Here is an 18,950-nt window from a genome sequence, read left to right on the forward strand (position 1 = left end):
TGCATTATGATCTGGGATATATCGACCTGGAGCAGAGGACTTTGCAAACCATCGACAACCCGTTCGGCACGAGGTTGTCACCCATGTGTTAGGTACGTTTTGTTACCTATGTCTCCGGGCTGGACAACGAAAATTATGGCGGAGAGGGTGGGATTTGAACCCACGATACCCTTGCAGGTATGCCGCATTTCGAGTGCGGTGCATTCGACCACTCTGCCACCTCTCCGCAGTCTTGGTCGGCGCTTGTTCGGCGCGGGCGTTCTCATAACGAGCAAATGACAGGCTGGGAATTGGAGTTTCGGCAGCAGCATTGTGGCCGAGGCGTGCCGCTAAAGGTTTGAGTTCAATAGTTTGCAAGACTACCATTTTGAATGGCCGGACAGTATGGTGCCGTCCATCTTGGTCCGTGAACTTATAACCGCGCAACAATGAGCATTTTTGAAGACATTAAACCTGGTTCACGGCTTCGCGGGTTAGGTGCTGGTGGCATAGCCGAGATCGTCTCAGTGTCACGCTTCGGCTCTGATGCCATGAACATCGTTTTCCGTGTCGATGGTAAAGTTGCGGAGAGGCTCGTCTACCGAGGCGAGGAAGCAAACTTCGAAATCGTCAGCGGCGGCCGCGCTTACGCATTCGACGCGGATGGCGCACTTCTCCGCCTCGCGTCTGAGGCCTATCGGATTCGCCTTGCACATCTATTTGATCCCTATCTCGCAGTAAGCGCTTCCCAGATCGAAGCGCTGCCACATCAGATCACCGCGGTCTACGGTGAGATGCTTCCTCGCCAGCCGCTTCGCTTCCTGCTCGCCGATGATCCAGGCGCTGGCAAGACCGTTATGGCCGGATTGTTAATCAAGGAACTCCTCATCCGCGGTGATCTCGAGCGTTGCCTTATTGTAGCGCCTGGTAGCCTGGTCGAGCAGTGGCAGGAGGAGATGGCCGAGAAGTTCGGCCTTCATTTTGACCTGCTAACGCGTGACCAGATCGAGGCGTCCGTTACCGGCAACCCGTTCCTCGACAAGAACCGATTGATTGTCCGGCTGGATATGGCCGCACGCTCCGACGAGCTCAAGGCCAAGCTTGGTGCGGCGCCGGATTGGGATCTCATCATATGCGACGAAGCTCATCGCATGGCTGCGTCCTACTTCGGCGGCGAGGTCAAGGAGACCCAGCGTCATAAGCTGGGAAAATTGCTCGGCACACGGACTCGGAACTTCCTGTTGATGTCAGCAACACCGCATAACGGCAAGGAAGCCGACTTCCAGCTTTTCATGGGCCTGCTCGACGCCGACCGGTTCGAAGGTCGCTTCCGTGAGGGTGTCCACAAGGCCGACGTCTCGGACATGATGCGGCGTCTCACCAAGGAAGAACTTTACCGTTTCGACGGAACGCCGTTGTTCCCGGAGCGTCGGGCCTATACTGCGTGCTACGCGTTGTCGCCGGTCGAGGCCGACCTATACCAGGCCGTCACCACTTACGTCCGCGAGGAGATGAACCGGGCCGACAGGACCGGCGACGACAAGCGCCGGTCAAGCGTCGGCTTCGCGCTCCAGATCCTGCAGCGAAGGCTTGCCTCCTCGCCTGCGGCAATCCATCGATCGCTCGAAAGACGCCGCAAGCGGCTTGAGGAGCGGCTTCGCGAGGAGAAGTTGATGCGCCAGAGCGGGGCGTCACAGTTGGCGAGCGCACCGGATCTGCCGCGCTTCGACCCCGACGAGTTCGAGGAAGTGCCGGGTGCGGAGGCGGAGGCGGCAGAGGAACAGATCGTGGACCAGGCGACGGCAGCCTCTACCCTCGCTGAGCTGGAAGCCGAGATCGTCATCCTCCAGGATCTCGAGGAGCGTGCGCTCAGGCTTAAGCTATCCGGCCAGGATGCCAAGTGGCGGGAGCTGCAATCAATCCTTGACGAGCCTCTCATGCTCGACAAAGCGACCGGGTTGCGACGCAAGGTGCTGATTTTCACCGAGCCGAAGGACACACTCGAATATCTGCAACAGAAGATCGGAGCTCTGGTCGGAGATCCCTCGGCAGTGGTCGTGATCCACGGTGGCATCGCTCGTGAGGCCCGTCGCGCGGCGATCGCTGCCTTCAATTCCGATCCGCAGGTCCGGGTCATGATCGCCAATGACGCCGCCGGCGAAGGTGTGAACCTGCAGCGCGGCGCCCATCTGATGGTCAACTACGACTTGCCGTGGAATCCCAACCGCTTGGAGCAGCGCTTCGGCCGCATCCACCGCATCGGCCAGACCGAGGTCTGCCATCTCTGGAACCTCTGCGCGGCCAATACGCGGGAGGGCGAGGTCTATCGCCGGCTGCTCGAGAAGCTCGAAGAGGCGCGCACGGCGCTTGGTGGAAAGGTCTATGATGTGCTGGGGGAACTCTTCGAAGGCCAGGCGCTGCGCGATCTGCTCGTCGAGGCCATCCGCTATGGCGACCGTCCGGAAAAGAAGGCTGAGCTCTTCCAGAAAGTCGACGGCGCCGTCGACGTCGACGCGATCGAAACCCTCGTCGCCGAGCGCAAGCTCACGTCGGAGGGCATGAATCCGAGCTCCGTCGCCGAGATCCGCGAGCAGATGGAGCGGGCGGCCGCTCGCCGCCTGCAGCCACATTTCATCGGCGCCTTCTTCCGCGAGGCCTTTGTGATGCTTGGTGGTCGGATCGCCGAGCGGGAAAAGGGCCGATTTGAGATTCTGCGTGTGCCCTCGATCCTCAAGGAGCGAGACAGGCTGATCGGTCGATCTGACCCGGTGCTCGATCGCTACGCGCGCATCACTTTCGAGAAGGCGCTGATCGTCGGCCAGCCGCAGGCGGAACTCGTCGCGCCGGGCCATCCTCTGCTCGAAGCGCTCGTCGATCTGGTGCTCGAGCGGTTTCAGCCGCTACTCGGCCAGGGCGCAGTGCTGGTCGACGACGCCGACGACAGCGGGAATCCACGTCTGCTAGTCTACCTCGAGCACGCCGTCCGGGATGCTCGCGCCAGCCGCTCCGGTGAGCCGCGCGTCATCTCGCAGCGTCTCCAGTTCCTGTTCCTCAAAGAAGACGGTTCAGCGATGGATGGCGGACCGGCACCCTATCTCGACTACCGCCCGATCACCGAGGATGAGCGTTCAAGAATAGCCGCCGAGCCGGAAGCGGCCTGGTTGGCAGGCAATGTCGAGAAGCAAGCGCTGGGCTATGCAATCGCCTCGCTCGTGCCGCAGCATCTCGAGGAAGTCAGGAAGCGCAGGATCGCCGAGATAGACAAGGTTGAACGTGAGGTGCGGGCGCGCCTCACCCGTGAAATCAATTACTGGGATGCGCGTGCTGCCAGGCTTCGCGAGGAGGAGCGCGCCGGCAAGGAGCAGCGCATCAACGCCCAGAACGCCGAGGCGACGGCCGCGCGCCTGGTCGAGCGGTTGCACAAGCGTCAGACGGAGCTCGACCACGAACGACAGATCTCCGCACTGCCGCCGGTGTTGAAGGGCGCCGCGCTGGTGATACCGCGCGGCCTGCTGGATGCTAAACTGCCGGCGACGGCTACGCCGGTGGTGGGCGGTTTTGCCGAGGATCCCGTCTTGCGCGCAATATCCGAGAAGACAGCCATGGACGCGGTGATGGCGGCGGAACTTGCGCTCGGCCATATGCCTCGCGATGTCGCAGCCGAGAAGAAGGGCTGGGACATCGAGAGCCGCGACGGCAAGACGGGCCACCTGCGTTTCATCGAGGTCAAGGGCCGGCACGCCGAGGGTCGCGACATCATCCTCACCAAGAACGAGCTGTTGTCGTCCTTGAACGCTGCAGAGGCCTTCATCTTGGCGATCGTGCAGATCGAAGAAGGCTTTGCGCGCGAGCCTGTCTATGTCCGCAGATTCTTCCACAGGGAACTGGGCTTTGGCGAGACGGCGGTGGTGTTCAACGTCGCCGATCTGCTATCGATGGGAACGACACCGTCTTGACGAGACGATTCCCCGATAAGCGGCGAAAAACATTGGATTGGGCAGCGCGACGTGCCCGAATTGTAGGTAGGATATGACAGCTTCGGCTCCACGTAAGAAACTCATCGAGGTATCGATCCCGCTCGAAGCAATCAACGCGGCATCCGCTCGAGAGAAGTCGATCCGCCATGGGCATCCCTCGACGCTCCATCTGTGGTGGGCGCGTCGACCGTTGGCAGCCTGCCGCGCTGTGTTGTTCTCGCAGTTGGTCGATGATCCCTCGTCCTGGCCGGAACGCTTTCCGACTGAAGAGGCGCAGGACATCGAGCGGCGGCGCCTGCACCGCGTGATCGAGCGCATGGTGCCTTGGGAGGCCTCAAACAACGAGGAAATCCTTAACGACGCGCGCTGGGAGATAGCGCGATCCGTTGCGTGGGGACTCGGAGAGGAGCCGCCAGCCAAGGGCGATGGCAAGGCAATCCTTGCATACCTGCAAGCGAAGGCGCCGCCGGTCTACGATCCTTTCTCGGGAGGCGGATCAATCCCGCTCGAAGCACAGCGGCTCGGCCTGCGAGCACATGGCTCCGACATCAACCCGGTTGCAGTGTTGATCGGCAAGGCGCTAGTGGAGATCGCGCCGAAATTTGCTGGTCGGCCACCAGTAAACCCTAAGGCACGGAAAGAACTTGAGCGCGGTCGCTGGAACGGCAAAGGCGCACACGGCCTCGCCGATGATGTGCGCTACTATGGCCAGTGGATGCGCGATGAAGCTCAGAGGCGCATTGGTCATCTTTACCCGAACGCCGTGCGGCCAGATGGTTCCGAGGTATCGGTGAACGCTTGGCTTTGGGCGCGCACGGTTCGTTCTCCAGATCCGGCAGCAAAGGGTGCAATGGTCCCACTCGTTTCTTCTTTCATGCTTTCGACTAAGGCGAATTCCAAGTCATGGGTAGAAGTAGTTCTAGATGAAAGTGCGCCTGATGGGTGGCGTTTTGAGGTCAAGTCTGGTGAAATGTCAGGCGCCGAAGAAGAAAGAGCGAAATTAGGAACGAAGACCGGAAGGGGTGAATTCGGGTGCATTCTGTCGGGAAGCGCACTTAACGACGACTATATTCGAATGCAGACCGCTGCGGGAAATGGCTCTTGGAGGCCAATGGCGATAGTTGCGGAGGCGTCAAAGGGCAAACAATATCTTCCAATCGAAAGCGCTCCAGTCCCAAAGGTTTCTTCGGATCTGTTAAGTTTTACTCCCGATCAATTGATGTTTAGCGGAGCGCTAGGTTTTCGTTTGCAAGCCTATGGGGTTCGCACTTGGGGAGAGTTTTTCCGCGAGAGGCAAATTGCATCTTTAACCACATTTGCTGGATTGATAGAGGAAGCCCAAAATCTCGTAAGATCTGATGCTTCCCAAATGGGAGAAGATGCAGACGACTACGCAAGATCCGTAGCAGCGTTCTTAATTTGTGCTCTTGGCCGATCTGTTGATTACTGGACCATAAATACGATGTGGGAGCCTGGCGGAGAGTTCATAATCCATACGTTTTCAGAGATGACTATTCCAATTGTCTGGGATTCTGCAGAGGGAAATCCCTTCGCGCTCGGTGGAGGCGGCTGGAACAAAACCTGTCTCGACTGGGTCGTGAGAGTAATTGACGCGCTTCCGTTGAATGTAGCCCAGGGCGCAATTCGAAATCTGCGAGCTCAGGATATAGATCCTCCTTCGAATGTTGTCTTCAGCTCGGATCCACCATACTTCGACAACATCGGCTACGCGGACTTATCGGACGCCTTCTATGTCTGGGAAAGAAAACCGCTGTCAGCGGTTTTTCCAGAGCTAAGCCGACGATTGGCGACTCCCAAAGACGATGAATTAGTGGCGACATCCGCGCGCCATGGCGGTCCGAAACCGGCACGAGACTTCTTTCTTGAAGGCATGACAACAGTATTCGAGCGCATGCACCGATCAACATCTACCGACCCCATCTCAATTTACTATTCCTATAAAGAGAAAGGCCAGGTAGGCCAGGGTAGCGGCTGGGAGTCCTTTTTGGAGGCCATAGTCGTCCCAGGATGGCAAATCGATGCTTCTTGGCCCCTCAAGACTGAGCGGCCAACGCGTAACCGAAGCATCGGCAAAGCGGCACTAGCCTCTTCAATCGTCCTAGTTTGCAGAAAGCGACCGTCCGACGCCCCAATCGTCACTCGCGCTGAGTTTATTCGAGCATTGAAACGCGAGATGCCAGGCGCAATTGATGCGATTAGAAAAGCGGGCGTGGGGCCAGTCGATGTGCAGCAATGTATTATTGGCCCCGGAATGGGAGTCTTCTCGCGTTATGCGAAAGTGCTGGAGGATGACGACGGCGGCATGTCGGTCAAGACCGCTCTTACCATCATTAATCGCGTCTGGGGCGAGATTGATCAAGAACTCGACACAGCTTTTGACGCGGAGACGCAAGTAGCGCTCGCATGGTATGCGGCTTACGGCTTCGATGCACGAGCGTCCGGCGAACTCATCACCCTTGCGAACGCCAAGAATATCAGCGCTGACGCACTTTTCGACTCCGAAGTCTTCGAGAACCTTAGAGGGAAGACAGCGCTGACGCCGCGCGAAAAGCTGCCGAAGAACTGGACCCCCATGAAGGACAGGACACTCACGATCTGGGAATGTGTGCAACACACTGCGCGGGTTCTCAACGCCGAGGACGGCGGTGCCGAAGCTGCGGCTCAACTCGTTGCCGAGATGGGACCGGCGGGAGATCAGGCCCGAAAGCTTGCATATCGCCTCTTTGCGATCGCCACCCATAAAGGCTGGTCGCAGGAGGAACTTACCTACAATCAACTCGCACAGGAATGGGCCCATCTCGAGGACGCCGGCACGCGGGTAGCTTCGTCCACCACAAAGCCGGCGCAGGCCGCGTTCGATCTCTGAGGAATTTGACCATGGCGGGAGAAGACATCGAAGGCACGAAGCGGGTCCGCGACACACTGGATTTCGTCCTGAAACCGGTGCTCGAGGGCTTCGTCGAAGCCAACATGAAGAAAAAGCACGGACCGCGCTGGCTGCACTATGCCAGCCGGGCCTCTGGATCCGCTCCAAACGATCCTCTCGATGTCTATGGGTTGTTGAAGACAATCATCGACAACTGGAACGACGTCTTTTACGCCTGCTTTGACCGCAAGATCCTGCACAAGGCGCGCAACCATGTTTCCGTCGCTTTCGACGCACGCAATGCAACCTCACACCTCAACCTGCCGCTCAGTGACGCCGAGGCGCTGAACTACCTCTTCGCGATGCTGCAGCTCGCCGAAATCCTCAAGGCGCCCGCTTCGACGCTGGATAAAGTGAAGTCTGCCTATGCGGCGCAACGCGCCACCGGCATCGAGTCAGGTCAGGTCGATCCGGCAACCCCAGTCGTCAACAAGGTGGTGGAGACAGCGGCACAACCGCAACTCGGCCTGACGGCTCCAGAGCCTTCCGCCACTGCTCTCAAGCCCTGGATCGAGGTGGCACTGCCGCACCCCGATGTCATCGCCAACCGCTTTAAGGAAGCCGAGTTCGCCGCCGACCTTTTTGCCGTCGACGCCGGCCTCGCCGGCGAGGGCTATGCGACGCCTTCCGCCTTTTACGGCATCACCTTCCTTACCGAGGGCTTGAGGCGCGTGCTGGCGACTGCGGTGCAGCGCCTGGGTGGCTCAGGTGGTGACCCGGTGATCGGCCTGCAGACCGCGTTTGGCGGCGGCAAGACGCACACCATGCTCGCTCTCTTCCATCTCGTGAAGCATCTGCAGGAGGGCGGCGATCCTCGCGCACTCCCGGGCCTTGCCGAGATCCTCGAGCGCGCCGGCGTCGCATCCCTCCCAAAGCCGAAGATCTCGATCTTCGTCGGTTCTTCGAAGGGGGTCGACGTCTCGCTCAACATCAAGGACGGTCCACGCCTGCACACCCTCTGGGGTTACATAGCCTGGCGCATTGCTGGCAACGAAGGCCTGAAGCTGGTTGCCGAGGCTGAGGCTGCTCGGACGAGCCCAGGCTCCAACTTGATGGTCGAGGTGTTCAGGCTCGCGGGGCCGAGCGTGATCCTGCTCGACGAGCTGACCATGTTTGCGCGCCAGCTCGATGAGGATCGCTTCGAAGCGCTGCTGTCCTTCATCCAGTCGTTGACCGAAGCGGCCAAGATGGTGCCAGGCATATTGATCGTCGGCTCGCTACCCGAGAGCAATGCTGAGGCGGGTGGCGAGCGTGGCGTGAGAGCGCTGTTGCGGCTCGAGAAGATTTTCGGACGTGTGCAGTCAGCATGGCTCCCGGCCTCGGGCGACGAGACCTACGAGATTATCCGGCGCCGCCTGTTCCAACCGCTCGACGTCGACGGAGAGAAGGCGCGCGACGAGACCGTCAAGGCATTCCATAATCTCTACAAATCCAACGCGGCCGAGTTCCCACCGCCGGCTAGGGAGGCACGCTATCTCGAGCTTCTGCGGCTCTCCTATCCGATCCACCCCGAGCTTTTCGATCGTCTTTCGAAGGACTGGGCGAGCCTCGAGAAATTCCAACGGACGCGTGGCGTTCTGCGTTTCATGGCGAACGTTGTCGGCGTGCTCTGGCATGGGCAGTCGCGCGATCCTATGATTCTGCCTGCCCGCATCCCGGTTAGCAATGAACGCGTGCGTGCGAGCGTCCTTTATCCGCTCGATCCCGCTTTCGGGGCCGTCGTCGACAGGGAAGTGGATGGCGACGGTTCGCTGCCTAACCTGATGGAGGCCAACCCATCCCGCCGGATCTCGCAGGCACGCGCTGCGACACGCGCCGCCCGCGCTGTGTTCGTCTGCTCGGCGCCATTGGTTGGTCAACCCAACGCGGGCGTTACCGGTCAGGGCTTACGGCTTGCCTGTGCAGAGCCTGGAGACCAGCTTGCGATCTTCGGTGAGGCACTGCGCGAGCTCACAGAGCGCGCCACCTACCTCTACGAAGAGGCCGGTCGATATTGGTTCTCGACGCAGCCGACTCTCAACCGCCTCGCCGACGATCGCGCCAGGGCGCTACCGGACTACGAGGTTGATGCGGCCATCTCTGATGTGCTGCGCGAAGACGGAAACACTAAGGGCAATTTCCATCGTGTCTTCGCAGCGCCTGACGAGCCGACTATGTGTGACGAAGTGTCGGCGCTGTCACTCGTTATCCTCGGCCCGGCCCATCCTCACGCCGGTCGCGGCGCTGATAAGTCTGCTGCGACGGAGGCGGTCGATGATGCCCTTACGCGTTGCCGGTCGTCGCAGAGGCGCTTCAGGAACACGCTGGTGTTCGTGGCGCCCGATGTGGCGCAGCTCGGCACTGCGCGCGAAGTGATGCGCAAGGCCATGGCCTGGGCGTCTATCGCTTCTGACCACCGGCTGCAACAGCAGATGACGCAGGCCCAGGCTTCGGATGCCAATGACAAAGCAAAAACGAACAGGGACTCGGCTCAGAAGGCCATAAGGGCCGCCTGGAGCCACATTCTTCACCCAATCAAGAGTGAAACACCGGGGAAGCCCTTCGAACTTGAGCACAACCAGATCTCGTCGCGTGATCGATCTGCTATCCCAGCAATGGTCTACGACAAGGCCAAGGCCGATGGGATCGCGCTGGAAAAACTGGGCACTGAGCGGCTCTGGCTCGCGCTGAAACCGATATGGCCCGAGGATCGACCGCATCTGCCGGTCGCCGAGATCGCAAACTGGTTCGCATCCTATGTCTACATGCCAAAGCTGCGTGACCGGGTCGTCCTCGAGGCTGCGATCCGCGACTCTCTGGCGAAGCTCGATCCCCAGTTCGGATATGCCGAGAGCTTCGACGAGGCAACGGGCAAGTATCATAAGCTGAGCTGGGCGAGAGAGCCAATGAGTCTTGACCTGTCGACCGGGCTCATCGTGCGCGAGGCGGAAGCCCGGCGTCAGATTGACGAAGAAGCGGCCGCCATCTCGCGACCAACATCAGGAACATCAACTGGGCCGGCGCCTGGCCAGCCTGCAGCACCCGTTCGTGGCTTCGATCCTGTCGTTTCGGAACCGACCCAGCCTAGCAAGCCGACACGCTTCTACGGCTCCGTCGAGATCGACATGGTCCGTCCCGTCAAATCGTTCGACGCCATCCTTAACGCCGTTGTTATGGAGCTGCAGCGCACGCAGGGCGCAAAGGTGAAGTTGACACTCGAGATCGAGGCTACGGCTGATGAAGGCTTCGATGAGGGCGACGTGAGTGTCGTGCGAGACAACGCCAAGCAGCTAAAGTTCAAGCCGGAATCGACAGGATTTGATGAATAGCTACTGCACCAGCTTGAGCGTGCAACAACCGTGCGGAGTTTGAAATGATCGGGCAGGCCGTCGCTCTTCTCGCACCGGTGCCAGAAGAGCACCTAGTAAGCGGGCTCGCAACGCAAGAGAGAGCCGGCAAAGTCGCATTCGGCTCACGGGCCTTCCAATTGTTCAGAGAACTGGATGAGGTTCGTAATGATCATCCGGTGGATGTTTACCTGTATGCTTCGGCGAGCAGCAAGTTCGGGTTACCGAAGGTGAGATGGGTGGCGCAATACATCGGCCACGTAGAGGCTCAAGGGGGTCGTCATCCAGACGGGCGGCGATATCGGCCCGATTCCACGTTCAGATATGAAGGTGATAACCAGGGACACTGGGCGGTGTTCTGGGAGGTGTCGGCACTGCGAGAGCTCTCTAAGCAGGAAGCAATCGCGATTGGCAGGTTCCGTGGATTTCGATCACGCAGATCCTTCGTATCAGGGTTCATCCCCGAAGGCCCTCTGCTGGTAGAACACCCGTAGATTCACGACATGAGTAGTTGGTTCAATATGTCCCTTCTGAAGTGGGACCTGGCAGCAATCCGAGTTTGAGAGCACCGAAATTTAGTGGAGCATCGGAGGAGAAGGTGGGGCGGATAGAGCAGCCGACCGTTGATCTCAATCAAGTTGCACTGCTCGGCATCGACGTGGGTTTCTCAAAGTCACGACCGACTACAGGCATAGCGTGGAGCAATAACGGCGAGTTTGGCTCCGCCAGAACGCACTCGGACTGGGAGCGCCGCAGTCGATACATCCCGCCAGCGACGAAATTCTCGGTTGTTGCCATAGACGGCCCCCTGGTTCCATCCGGGGCAGATGACAGCCTAGCGCGCTTGTGCGAATACCTTTTCATACGCGGGGCGTTCCAGACACGATGCAAGCCAGGCCTGAGCAACCATGGATACGGCAAGGATCTGCGTCGAGCAGCTTCGCAAACCGCCGAGCAGATCTTACATCTTGTCATGCCAAATGACGCAGTCCGGAAGACAATTTGGCCTGGCACCTCAGTTATCGAAGCCTTCCCCAACGCATTCCTCGGCGTCCTCCTGCCCGAGGCACGCTTTACTATGCCGGCTGCTGCTAAGCGAAAGAAGTTCGACTGGCTATATGATCACGCCGTCGACAGTGGCGTTCTCAGCGATATTTTCGGGCTTCTCGATTGGTGCAATGGGGCACTCCTCAATGCAATGCTAGCCGAGACCGACCACGAGAAACGAGCAGCCTGGATCTGCCTTCTTACCGCGGCTTGCGCGGCGACCGGCAAATCCGAGATCGTCGGTGACGAGATAGGCGGTTGGTTTTGGTTGCCACCGTCAGAACTATGGGCATCATGGGCTCGGGGCGCTCTCGAGAAGAACCTTTCGGCCCTGGCTTAGCTGTGTTTGACTCGAGAATGCTCGCTGGCTGGCTCGGCGGCCGCAAATGTTGCTTCGCAGCTCTCGACATGCCAAACGCGCAGGTGAGTCTTCCTGTCGATAAGACATGCTAATCGATCCGGACGCTGCGCAGAACACGAGCCAGCGTTTTCGGATGAACCTCATATCTTGCTGCGACATCTACGACCGGTTCCATGTCAATCTCGACTGCGCGCTTTGCCGCTTCAGTCTGAAAATCGGTCAATGAGGGACGCCGTCCTATACGAGATCCTCGCGCTCTGGCGGCTTCCATCCCTGCCTTGGTGCGCTCGCTGATGATTGCTCTTTCGAATTCTGCCATCGCGGCCATCATGTGGAATACCAGTCGTCCGCCCGATGATGACGTATCGATGCTCTCGGTCAGCGATCTGAAATCACAGCCCCGCTTGGATAGCCCGTTCACCGTCTGAATTAGATCGACAAGTGATCGTCCAAGCCGGTCGAGTCGCCAAACGACGAGCATGTCACCCCGCTTGATTTGCCTGAGAGCCTTGAGAAGGCCAGGACGCTGGAAGTCGGCACCGGACAGTCCATGATCGGTGAAGATCTCTGAGCAACCTGCCGCCTTCAACGCAGCAATCTGCATGTCGAGGTTCTGCTCGACCGTTGAAACACGGGCGTAACCGACCAGCTTCATCTCCCAAATCCTCACGCTCTAGTGGCTGCTAAGCGATTGACATAAAGGAACCTTTTCGCTCTGTCGGTCATTAAATGGAGCTCCTCCGGAAGCCCTTGAAACCATAGGATGCGACCGGATCAGCACTTACAGCTGACCTCTATCGGACAAAGGTTCCCTTTCGCTCTCCGCGGGTCACGTCTAGGCTCGATCAGCGAGGGTGCATGGATATTTCAGTGATCATTTTAGCATCTGGCGTCGTCTTCGGTGGGGGGTGCGCGATTATTGCAGCAAACAAGAACCGCGATCCGCTGGGATGGTTCGCCATGGGATTCCTCTTCAGCTTTATCGCGTTAGTGGTCATAGCTGCCATATCGCCGGTGGAGAAACCCAACGTGGATCGCGCTACATCTCGACGCGCTGCCGCCAAAAACGGCTTCGTTGCTAATCCGAAAGATCCGGAACGCCCTTGGCTGGGATAGCTGTGAGCCGGCTGAAAACTCTAAACACTGGAAGAGTTTTCACTCCGTAAACTTTATTATTAATTTCGGAGATGATGGACTTCCCGCCCGGGAAGAGGAGGATTCCTGTATATTATATGTTTCTTATTATAAGTATTAATTACCAATAATAGACAATGAATGGACGGGAAGGGAATTCGCTTCCGGGCGGCTTCTTACACAGGCGCTCACCAGATGACTTTCTGTTGGTTTGAGCTGTAGCTTCTTCACGACACCTCGACTCGCGCCCTGCGAGAACCTCGAACGATTGGCGATAGAACCATGCGAAGATGACGATGTCTCTACGGGCACATTATGTCCCGTAGAGACCTGCCATCCCTAACTTATGCCGTCCTGACGGGCAGCTGGACTAATTCTTCCTCCAATAACAACCAGTCAGTGCTGGGCTTGTCCGCATCGAGGGCCTTATTGATCCACAAGCCGCTCGGCGTGCGCGGATAGCCATTCGCGTTGATCAAGTAGTTATCGATATGCGCTGCGACGGCACGCGCCGCACCGCTGTAGCTTCCGCTCTTCCGCAGCCAGGTCTGATATTCGTGACCGCACACCCGCCTGATCAAGTAGTGGAACTGGGCCGGAAGCAGGCTGTCATCGTCCCACAAGTGCCAGCAAATCTGGTGAAGCGATACATAGTGCTGTCCAAGCTCGCTCCAATTCAGATCACCGCTTTCGAGGTAGCGGCCAAGCTGCTTCAGAAAGAATGCCCTGAAATCGGCCATCAGCTCCTCAGGAACCGGAATTGCATGCATGTTCATTTAACTATCTCCTTATGTTCAGGGAACATGCAGTCTTATAGCGACAGGGACGATGGGATGGCGCAAGTCATGAGCGGCCTCTTATCCTCCAAAGCGGCTTGATCTGCAGCGCACCCAGGCGCTAAACGCCAGGTAGCCGCTGCCTCGGAGTCGACCGTGAACAATCCAAAACCAGTCGCGTTTCTTTTCGCCTATGTGCCACAGATGCCAGCCTCCGTTAACGAGCTGAGCCGGATCGGCGCTCTACGAACTCAGTCAGCGATCTTGCTTCAATATGCCCGTAAGATGGGCTTGGAGCCCCCGGATCGATTGCCGGCAGTGACAACCTATCGCGGCGCAACGTTCACCCGTAATCCCACCTTCGAAAACGCAGTTGCCCGAGCTCAAAGCTCCGGAACCACATTATGGGTTGCCCATATCTGGGAGCTACTACGAAAGACCAAGCCCGCGAACGCCTCGAAGGCGCTAGAAGATCTGGACAATCTGAAGATCGACGTGCTCGATTGCCTCAGCGGAAAAAATTGGAAGGAATTCGGACCAACCGAACGCGTTCTGTTAGTCCGGGAAGCGTGGTCACGCGCGGTCTCCTCAGCGGTATCGTCGTCTTCTGGAGCCGCTCGGAAAGGACAAGCGCCGGACATCCATAATGCGTTGAAGGGCGCTTCTGCGAATAAAACAAAGGCACAGCGGCGGGCAGAACAGTTACGTCCAGTAGTAGATGCACTCAAAAGTTCACTGTCGCCCGACCAAGCTTTGACGCCGTCTATGTTGATGCGTCACCTGAACGCCGAGAGCATTGCGCCGGAACGTGGAAACTCTTGGTCACTCAACAGCTGCAAGAACCTTCTAAATCGCTTGCGAGCCACCATAAAGTGAAAACTCTAAACGCCACCAGAGTTTTCACCTGGCGATCCGCATCATTGATTGCCGGAGATGATTGACTACCTTCTCGGGAAGAGGAGGTTTCGTTGTCTGTTATATGTTACTTATATATAATTACTTATAATAGACAGTGAGTGGACGGGAACGGGAATTCGCTTCCGGGCGGATTGTCACGCAGGTGCTCACCGGCAGGCTCCGAGACTTTCAGCGAGGTGCTTACATTTTCTCCCTCGGAACCAGCCCCGGCTCAACCTCGTGACTCTGGACAACGCTCCTCGTCCTCGTCGCGCTCTCGTTATCTATCCCTCTATAAATTGCAGGCATGGGAGGTTTGGGTCCACGATCATCGCCGGCACGGAAAGCATCCCCATCGAGAGCCTTGTCTTTTCCTAGGACTTCGATGTGCGGCTAGTATGAATGGAGCCGTCATACCTTCCTCCGGCATGGGAGGCTTCCCGCCACCGGATCGATGTGGACAGAAGGACAGCGCGCTACCGATCATCGTCCTTTCGCTGCGCGAGCGAGGGGGGTCTGAACCATGCGGGATCAATCGGAGCTTAGACGGTAGACGCGAGCGGATCAGGCACTCTGCCATTGATTAATGCCCAAGGATCACATCCGAATACCCACGGATATGTTTTTGATGCTGGCAATTAAGGGTTCCGACACGCCGCGCGGTGTCAGACCACGCCGAGCGTGATTCATTCCTTGCTGTCGCCACTGGTTAATACGCAAGTTGAGGCGTCCCAGGGGCTCTACGCAACCGGAACGCGTTGCAAGACCTTTACATTGGAAGCAAAATCGCCAGTTTTGAGCGATTCTGTAAAGATAATGTAAACTTAGTGTAAAGGTCGCGGTCGTTTTCGCAGGGATCTCGGGCTTCGCGGCGACTCTCGACACAACCAAAGATATACAATTTTCAGCGTTTCAGGGTCCTGACCTTTACATCGAACTTGCTTCTAACCAGCATATGTAAAGGTCTGGTCAAGGTCACCGACGCATTAGCCGAGGCGAGTTACAAGATCGTCGGCAGATAGGTGGGTGTAGCGCTTCAACATCCGAAGTTCTTTGTGACCCGAGATGCTGCTCACCTCGATCATGTTCAGTCCGCGTTCGAATAATCGGCTGACGCCCTCGTGGCGCAGATCATGGAAACGCAGCGCCTTGATGCTCGATCGCGTCAGGAGACGACGCCAGGCCTGTTCGAGTGCACCGGCTGTCATAGGAAAGATAGTTGGTTGATCTGCAGCTACTCGTTCCTTCCACTCGCATAGAGCCTGGAACGCTCGCTGAGACAAAGGAACCTCGCGCCCGCAGCCGTTCTTTGTCATCGCCAACGTGATCACGCGGCGATTGTGAGAGACATCTGACCACGTCAGCCCCAGGATCTCCCCTCGACGCATCCCGGTCTCGATCGCGAGAATGACGAGCGTCTTAAGGAACGGGATCTGTCCGGCATCGCATCCGTCGAGGAGACGCTGCTCCTCATCACCCGACAGTCGCCGGCTCCGCTCGTTTCGAATGACCGGACGGCGGACGAGCTTCACGACATTTCGGCTGAGCGGCAGGCCCCAGTCACGGATAGACACCTCGATGACGTGGCTGAGGATCGCAAGTTCGCGAACCGCAGTGGATGGAGCTACCGCCTTAAGGCGCTCGTCGCGGAACGACGCGATATCCTGCTGGCTCAAACCTATCATGGTCCGATAGGCGAGTTCGTGGCGTCGCAGAACGTCGATCCGCTGGATCTCCTGCACCGAGCCTCGCTTGGTCGGTGAGACTTCGCGTTGGTAGCGCTCCAGTAGCTCGCCCAGCGTCGTGCTTTCGAGGATTCTCGTATCCGGCGCAGCGCCGAAACGATCGACTTGAGCCTCAAGGTCGCGTGCCCACTTCTCAGCTTCGAGCTTGCTGTCAAAGGATTTGCAGCGGGGCTTCATGCCACGCCGGCGCACCTGAGCTTGCCAGCGTCCTCGGAGCTTGCGGATCGTTGCCATGTCATCTCCAATCGAAATTGAAGATCACGCGTAGGATGCCCCTGGAGAGGTGCAAAGGACTATCCCGGCACGAGCGTCGCCCATTAACCGCAATCCAGAATATACAGCGTCGCGCCTACAACAACCTTGTCAGCTTGAGGTCTATGTAGTTTGATAATCTTGGGTTGGGAGCTTGTTTATGCGTAAATTGCTTCGATCTGCCGCGTTGAGCGCTGCGCTATGTGCAACAACAATGGTCAGCCCTGCAGCCGCGTCTGAGAAAGTCTTTGGTCCGTTTGTCGTGGATGACGCCAAGCCAGATGTCATAGTGATGAACGGCGATATTGACGTCGGCTCAGCGCTCAACTTCCGGCGGGCTCTTCACGCAGCCCCAGGCGCTAAACTTGTTACCTTGAACAGCTCAGGCGGCGCCGTGCAGATGGGTCTGCTGATGGCTGACGACATTCATGAGCGCAAGCTCGCGACCTACATCCCGAAAGACAGCGCATGCCTATCCGCATGTGCTTATATGTTTCTTGCCGGCATCGAGCGGAAAGTTGACGGCAAGCTGGGCGTGCATCAGATTTCCTCTGATACCTCGGATCTTGTGGGAGCGCAGCTTACGATTTCCGACATCATTGATGTGCTGAACCGCTTCGACACTCCTGTTGACGTCTTGAGCGTCATGTTCAAGACGCCGCCGAATGACATGCACCTTTTCACGCCAGAAGAGATTGAGCTTTATAAGCTCAATCGAACTGACGATGGGTCAAACCCCTCGGCTGCCGCTGGCACGCCAGCAGCGCTCGATACATCCTTGCCCGCCCCAAACGCGACGAGCACAACGGAGTCAACTCCGCAGCCAGTGACGCCGGAGCAGCCGCACTCGATAGAGACAACGGTAAGCACGCCGCAGACACAAGCGAAACTCTCACCGATCGAAGAGTTCACAAAGCGCCCAAACCGGATCGCCATCTATACCGGCTTAGATCTCTTCGGCGACGACATTTCTTCTATCCGAGCAAGCGACGCTGCCGAATGTGCTCAGAGTTGCCTGGTGATGAACGGTCAATGCAAGGCGTTCACCTTCAACGCCAACCCAAAGATCACAAAAGGGCCGAACTGCTTCCTCAAATCCAGTGCGGGGCGAGCAGATGGAAACAGTGTCGCCTTCTCAGGCCGGTTCCTCAGCGGTGCCGACGCCGACCCACCGACATTTGCTCTTGGAACGATCGACCCGCAGAGCGCACTCTTTCACGACGTTGACTTTCGAGGCGGCGATCTCTCCCCTCGCCCTCATAGCCCCGCCAAGACACCGCTCGACTGTCGCCTCGCCTGCGTTGACGATAATCGCTGCATGGCATTCTCCTATAATTATGCGAAGAAGCAGTGCTGGCTGAAAGGGTCGATTGGCACACCAATGCCAGGCAAGGGTATTGTCAGCGGTTTTAAGAAGTTTCAGAACTTCTCGCCCGCGAAGATCATCAGCTTGAACTAAGGGGCGGCCGTGCGATTTTCTGAAGAAGTATGTGAGCGGCTTGGTAATTACGTCTATCGCCTTATCGATCCGCGGAACGGCGAGACGTTTTACGTCGGTAAAGGTCGAAACAATCGCGTATTCGATCATGCCGCCGGCGTCGCAGACCTAGCAGATGAGGATAGCCAGACACTTGGATCAAAGCTCGATCGCATTCGGGCGATAAAGAACGCTGGACTTGAAGTGCTACATATCATCCATCGTCATGAGATACCTGACGCAGCGATCTTTGAAGTCGAGGCTGCATTGATCGATGCCTATCCCGGCCTCACTAACACTCAGGGTGGCCACGCCAGCAGCGACCGCGGTCCCATGAACCATGTCGAGATCGTGGACAAATACAGCCTTCCGGCATTTCCTTCGAACCCACAGCATCGGCTTGTGCTGATCAACATCAACAAGCTTGATAATAGGTTCGATCGCCGGGCAATCTACAATTTCGTCCGCTATTGCTGGAGGATTTCAAGGGCACGTGCTGAGAATGCTCAGTATGTCCTCGCTGTTGTCCGCGGTGTGGTTGTAGGAGCGTTTGAGGCCGAGAAGTGGATGGCCGCAACTACCGACAACTTCCCTGACATCCTTTATGCTGACGGATCTGAGGCAAATAGGTTCGGCTTCGTCGGGAGGGAGGCACCGAAAGAGATATGGGATCTCTATGTTGGCGCGAGAGGCAAGCGGATAACCGCCCCCGAGCTCAAGCACGTTCAGAATCCCGTCCGGTTTTGGAATTGCTGAAAGACATGCGCGATCACCATGCTTTGAGCCAGAACCATATCATCCAGTCAACGGCAACCGGCGCGCTCTTAGCTTTCTGATCGTCGCCACGTGTTTTCCAAAAGATGTTATCAATCGCGCGTAGGATGCCCCTGGAGGGGTGCCAAGGATTGGCCGGCGCAGTATTTTTGGCTGCGGTCGTTCATGCGAGATAATTGCCGGCTTTGACGCACGAACTAAAGTTGCGTCGCGTCGTTCACGGATCTAGCGCCATTACGTTTCGGAACCATCTAGCTT

Annotated in this window: 11 protein-coding genes and 1 tRNA gene; 8 read left to right on the top strand and 4 right to left on the bottom strand. The window is 57.7% G+C overall.

The window, feature by feature from the left end; genetic code table 11:
• Positions 1-136 precede the first annotated feature (136 nt).
• Positions 137-226, bottom strand: a tRNA-Ser gene (locus JNB85_RS26615).
• 202 nt (positions 227-428) lie between these two features.
• Here JNB85_RS26615 and JNB85_RS26620 point away from each other — a divergent pair.
• The 4 genes from JNB85_RS26620 (at position 429) to JNB85_RS26635 (ending at position 11,616) form a co-directional block, all read left to right on the top strand.
• The gene (locus JNB85_RS26620; RefSeq protein ID WP_220337431.1) at positions 429-3,935 is read left to right on the top strand and encodes a helicase-related protein; all 3,507 of its coding nucleotides are present in this window, start codon (positions 429-431) and stop codon (positions 3,933-3,935) included.
• A gap of 73 nt (positions 3,936-4,008) precedes the next feature.
• Entirely contained in the window at positions 4,009-6,843 is a 2,835-nt protein-coding gene (locus JNB85_RS26625) for a DUF1156 domain-containing protein (protein ID WP_220337432.1), read from the top strand.
• A gap of 11 nt (positions 6,844-6,854) precedes the next feature.
• Positions 6,855-10,211 carry a DUF499 domain-containing protein gene (locus tag JNB85_RS26630; RefSeq protein ID WP_220337433.1) on the top strand — a complete coding sequence of 1,119 codons (3,357 nt, stop codon included), beginning with the start codon at positions 6,855-6,857 and terminating at the stop codon, positions 10,209-10,211.
• A 616-nt stretch (positions 10,212-10,827) separates the two neighbouring features.
• Positions 10,828-11,616 (top strand): DUF429 domain-containing protein, encoded by a 789-nt coding sequence (locus JNB85_RS26635; RefSeq protein ID WP_338050362.1) that lies wholly within the window; start codon positions 10,828-10,830, stop codon positions 11,614-11,616.
• Between the two features lie 109 nt (positions 11,617-11,725).
• On the opposite strand, the gene JNB85_RS26640 is transcribed toward JNB85_RS26635, so the two are convergent.
• Positions 11,726-12,292 carry a recombinase family protein gene (locus JNB85_RS26640; RefSeq protein WP_220337434.1) on the bottom strand — a complete coding sequence of 189 codons (567 nt, stop codon included), beginning with the start codon at positions 12,290-12,292 and terminating at the stop codon, positions 11,726-11,728.
• A gap of 203 nt (positions 12,293-12,495) precedes the next feature.
• On the opposite strand from JNB85_RS26640, the gene JNB85_RS26645 reads away from it, so the two are divergent.
• On the top strand, positions 12,496-12,753 hold the full coding sequence (locus JNB85_RS26645; RefSeq protein ID WP_220337435.1) for a hypothetical protein: 258 nt from the start codon (positions 12,496-12,498) through the stop codon (positions 12,751-12,753).
• A gap of 362 nt (positions 12,754-13,115) precedes the next feature.
• Here JNB85_RS26645 and JNB85_RS26650 read toward each other — a convergent pair whose 3' ends face one another.
• A complete protein-coding gene (locus JNB85_RS26650; RefSeq protein ID WP_220337436.1) occupies positions 13,116-13,547 on the bottom strand; it encodes a hypothetical protein in 432 nt (143 codons plus the stop codon).
• 156 nt (positions 13,548-13,703) lie between these two features.
• Between JNB85_RS26650 and JNB85_RS26655 the strand changes: the two genes are divergently transcribed.
• The gene (locus tag JNB85_RS26655; protein ID WP_220337437.1) at positions 13,704-14,423 is read left to right on the top strand and encodes a hypothetical protein; all 720 of its coding nucleotides are present in this window, start codon (positions 13,704-13,706) and stop codon (positions 14,421-14,423) included.
• A 1,007-nt stretch (positions 14,424-15,430) separates the two neighbouring features.
• Here the strand turns inward: JNB85_RS26655 and JNB85_RS26660 are convergent.
• The gene (locus JNB85_RS26660) at positions 15,431-16,423 is read right to left on the bottom strand and encodes a site-specific integrase (protein WP_220337438.1); all 993 of its coding nucleotides are present in this window, start codon (positions 16,421-16,423) and stop codon (positions 15,431-15,433) included.
• 178 nt (positions 16,424-16,601) lie between these two features.
• Between JNB85_RS26660 and JNB85_RS26665 the strand changes: the two genes are divergently transcribed.
• Positions 16,602-17,900 carry a PAN domain-containing protein gene (locus JNB85_RS26665; protein WP_223216619.1) on the top strand — a complete coding sequence of 433 codons (1,299 nt, stop codon included), beginning with the start codon at positions 16,602-16,604 and terminating at the stop codon, positions 17,898-17,900.
• Positions 17,901-17,909: 9 nt separating this feature from the next.
• Positions 17,910-18,674 carry an LEM-3-like GIY-YIG domain-containing protein gene (locus JNB85_RS26670; RefSeq protein ID WP_220337439.1) on the top strand — a complete coding sequence of 255 codons (765 nt, stop codon included), beginning with the start codon at positions 17,910-17,912 and terminating at the stop codon, positions 18,672-18,674.
• Positions 18,675-18,950: the final 276 nt, after the last annotated feature.

This window comes from Rhizobium mesosinicum, assembly GCF_019511345.1.
Classification (GTDB): domain Bacteria; phylum Pseudomonadota; class Alphaproteobacteria; order Rhizobiales; family Rhizobiaceae; genus Rhizobium; species Rhizobium mesosinicum.

What these genes read in the sequence shown, in the direction of transcription:
- JNB85_RS26620 (WP_220337431.1), top strand. Translation starts at nt 429, where the DNA reads ATGAGCATTTTTGAAGACATTAAACCTGGTTCACGGCTTCGCGGGTTA.
- JNB85_RS26625 (WP_220337432.1), top strand. Translation starts at nt 4,009, where the DNA reads ATGACAGCTTCGGCTCCACGTAAGAAACTCATCGAGGTATCGATCCCG.
- JNB85_RS26630 (WP_220337433.1), top strand. Translation starts at nt 6,855, where the DNA reads ATGGCGGGAGAAGACATCGAAGGCACGAAGCGGGTCCGCGACACACTG.
- JNB85_RS26640 (WP_220337434.1), bottom strand. Translation starts at nt 12,292, where the DNA reads ATGAAGCTGGTCGGTTACGCCCGTGTTTCAACGGTCGAGCAGAACCTC.
- JNB85_RS26645 (WP_220337435.1), top strand. Translation starts at nt 12,496, where the DNA reads ATGGATATTTCAGTGATCATTTTAGCATCTGGCGTCGTCTTCGGTGGG.
- JNB85_RS26650 (WP_220337436.1), bottom strand. Translation starts at nt 13,547, where the DNA reads ATGAACATGCATGCAATTCCGGTTCCTGAGGAGCTGATGGCCGATTTC.
- JNB85_RS26660 (WP_220337438.1), bottom strand. Translation starts at nt 16,423, where the DNA reads ATGGCAACGATCCGCAAGCTCCGAGGACGCTGGCAAGCTCAGGTGCGC.
- JNB85_RS26665 (WP_223216619.1), top strand. Translation starts at nt 16,602, where the DNA reads ATGCGTAAATTGCTTCGATCTGCCGCGTTGAGCGCTGCGCTATGTGCA.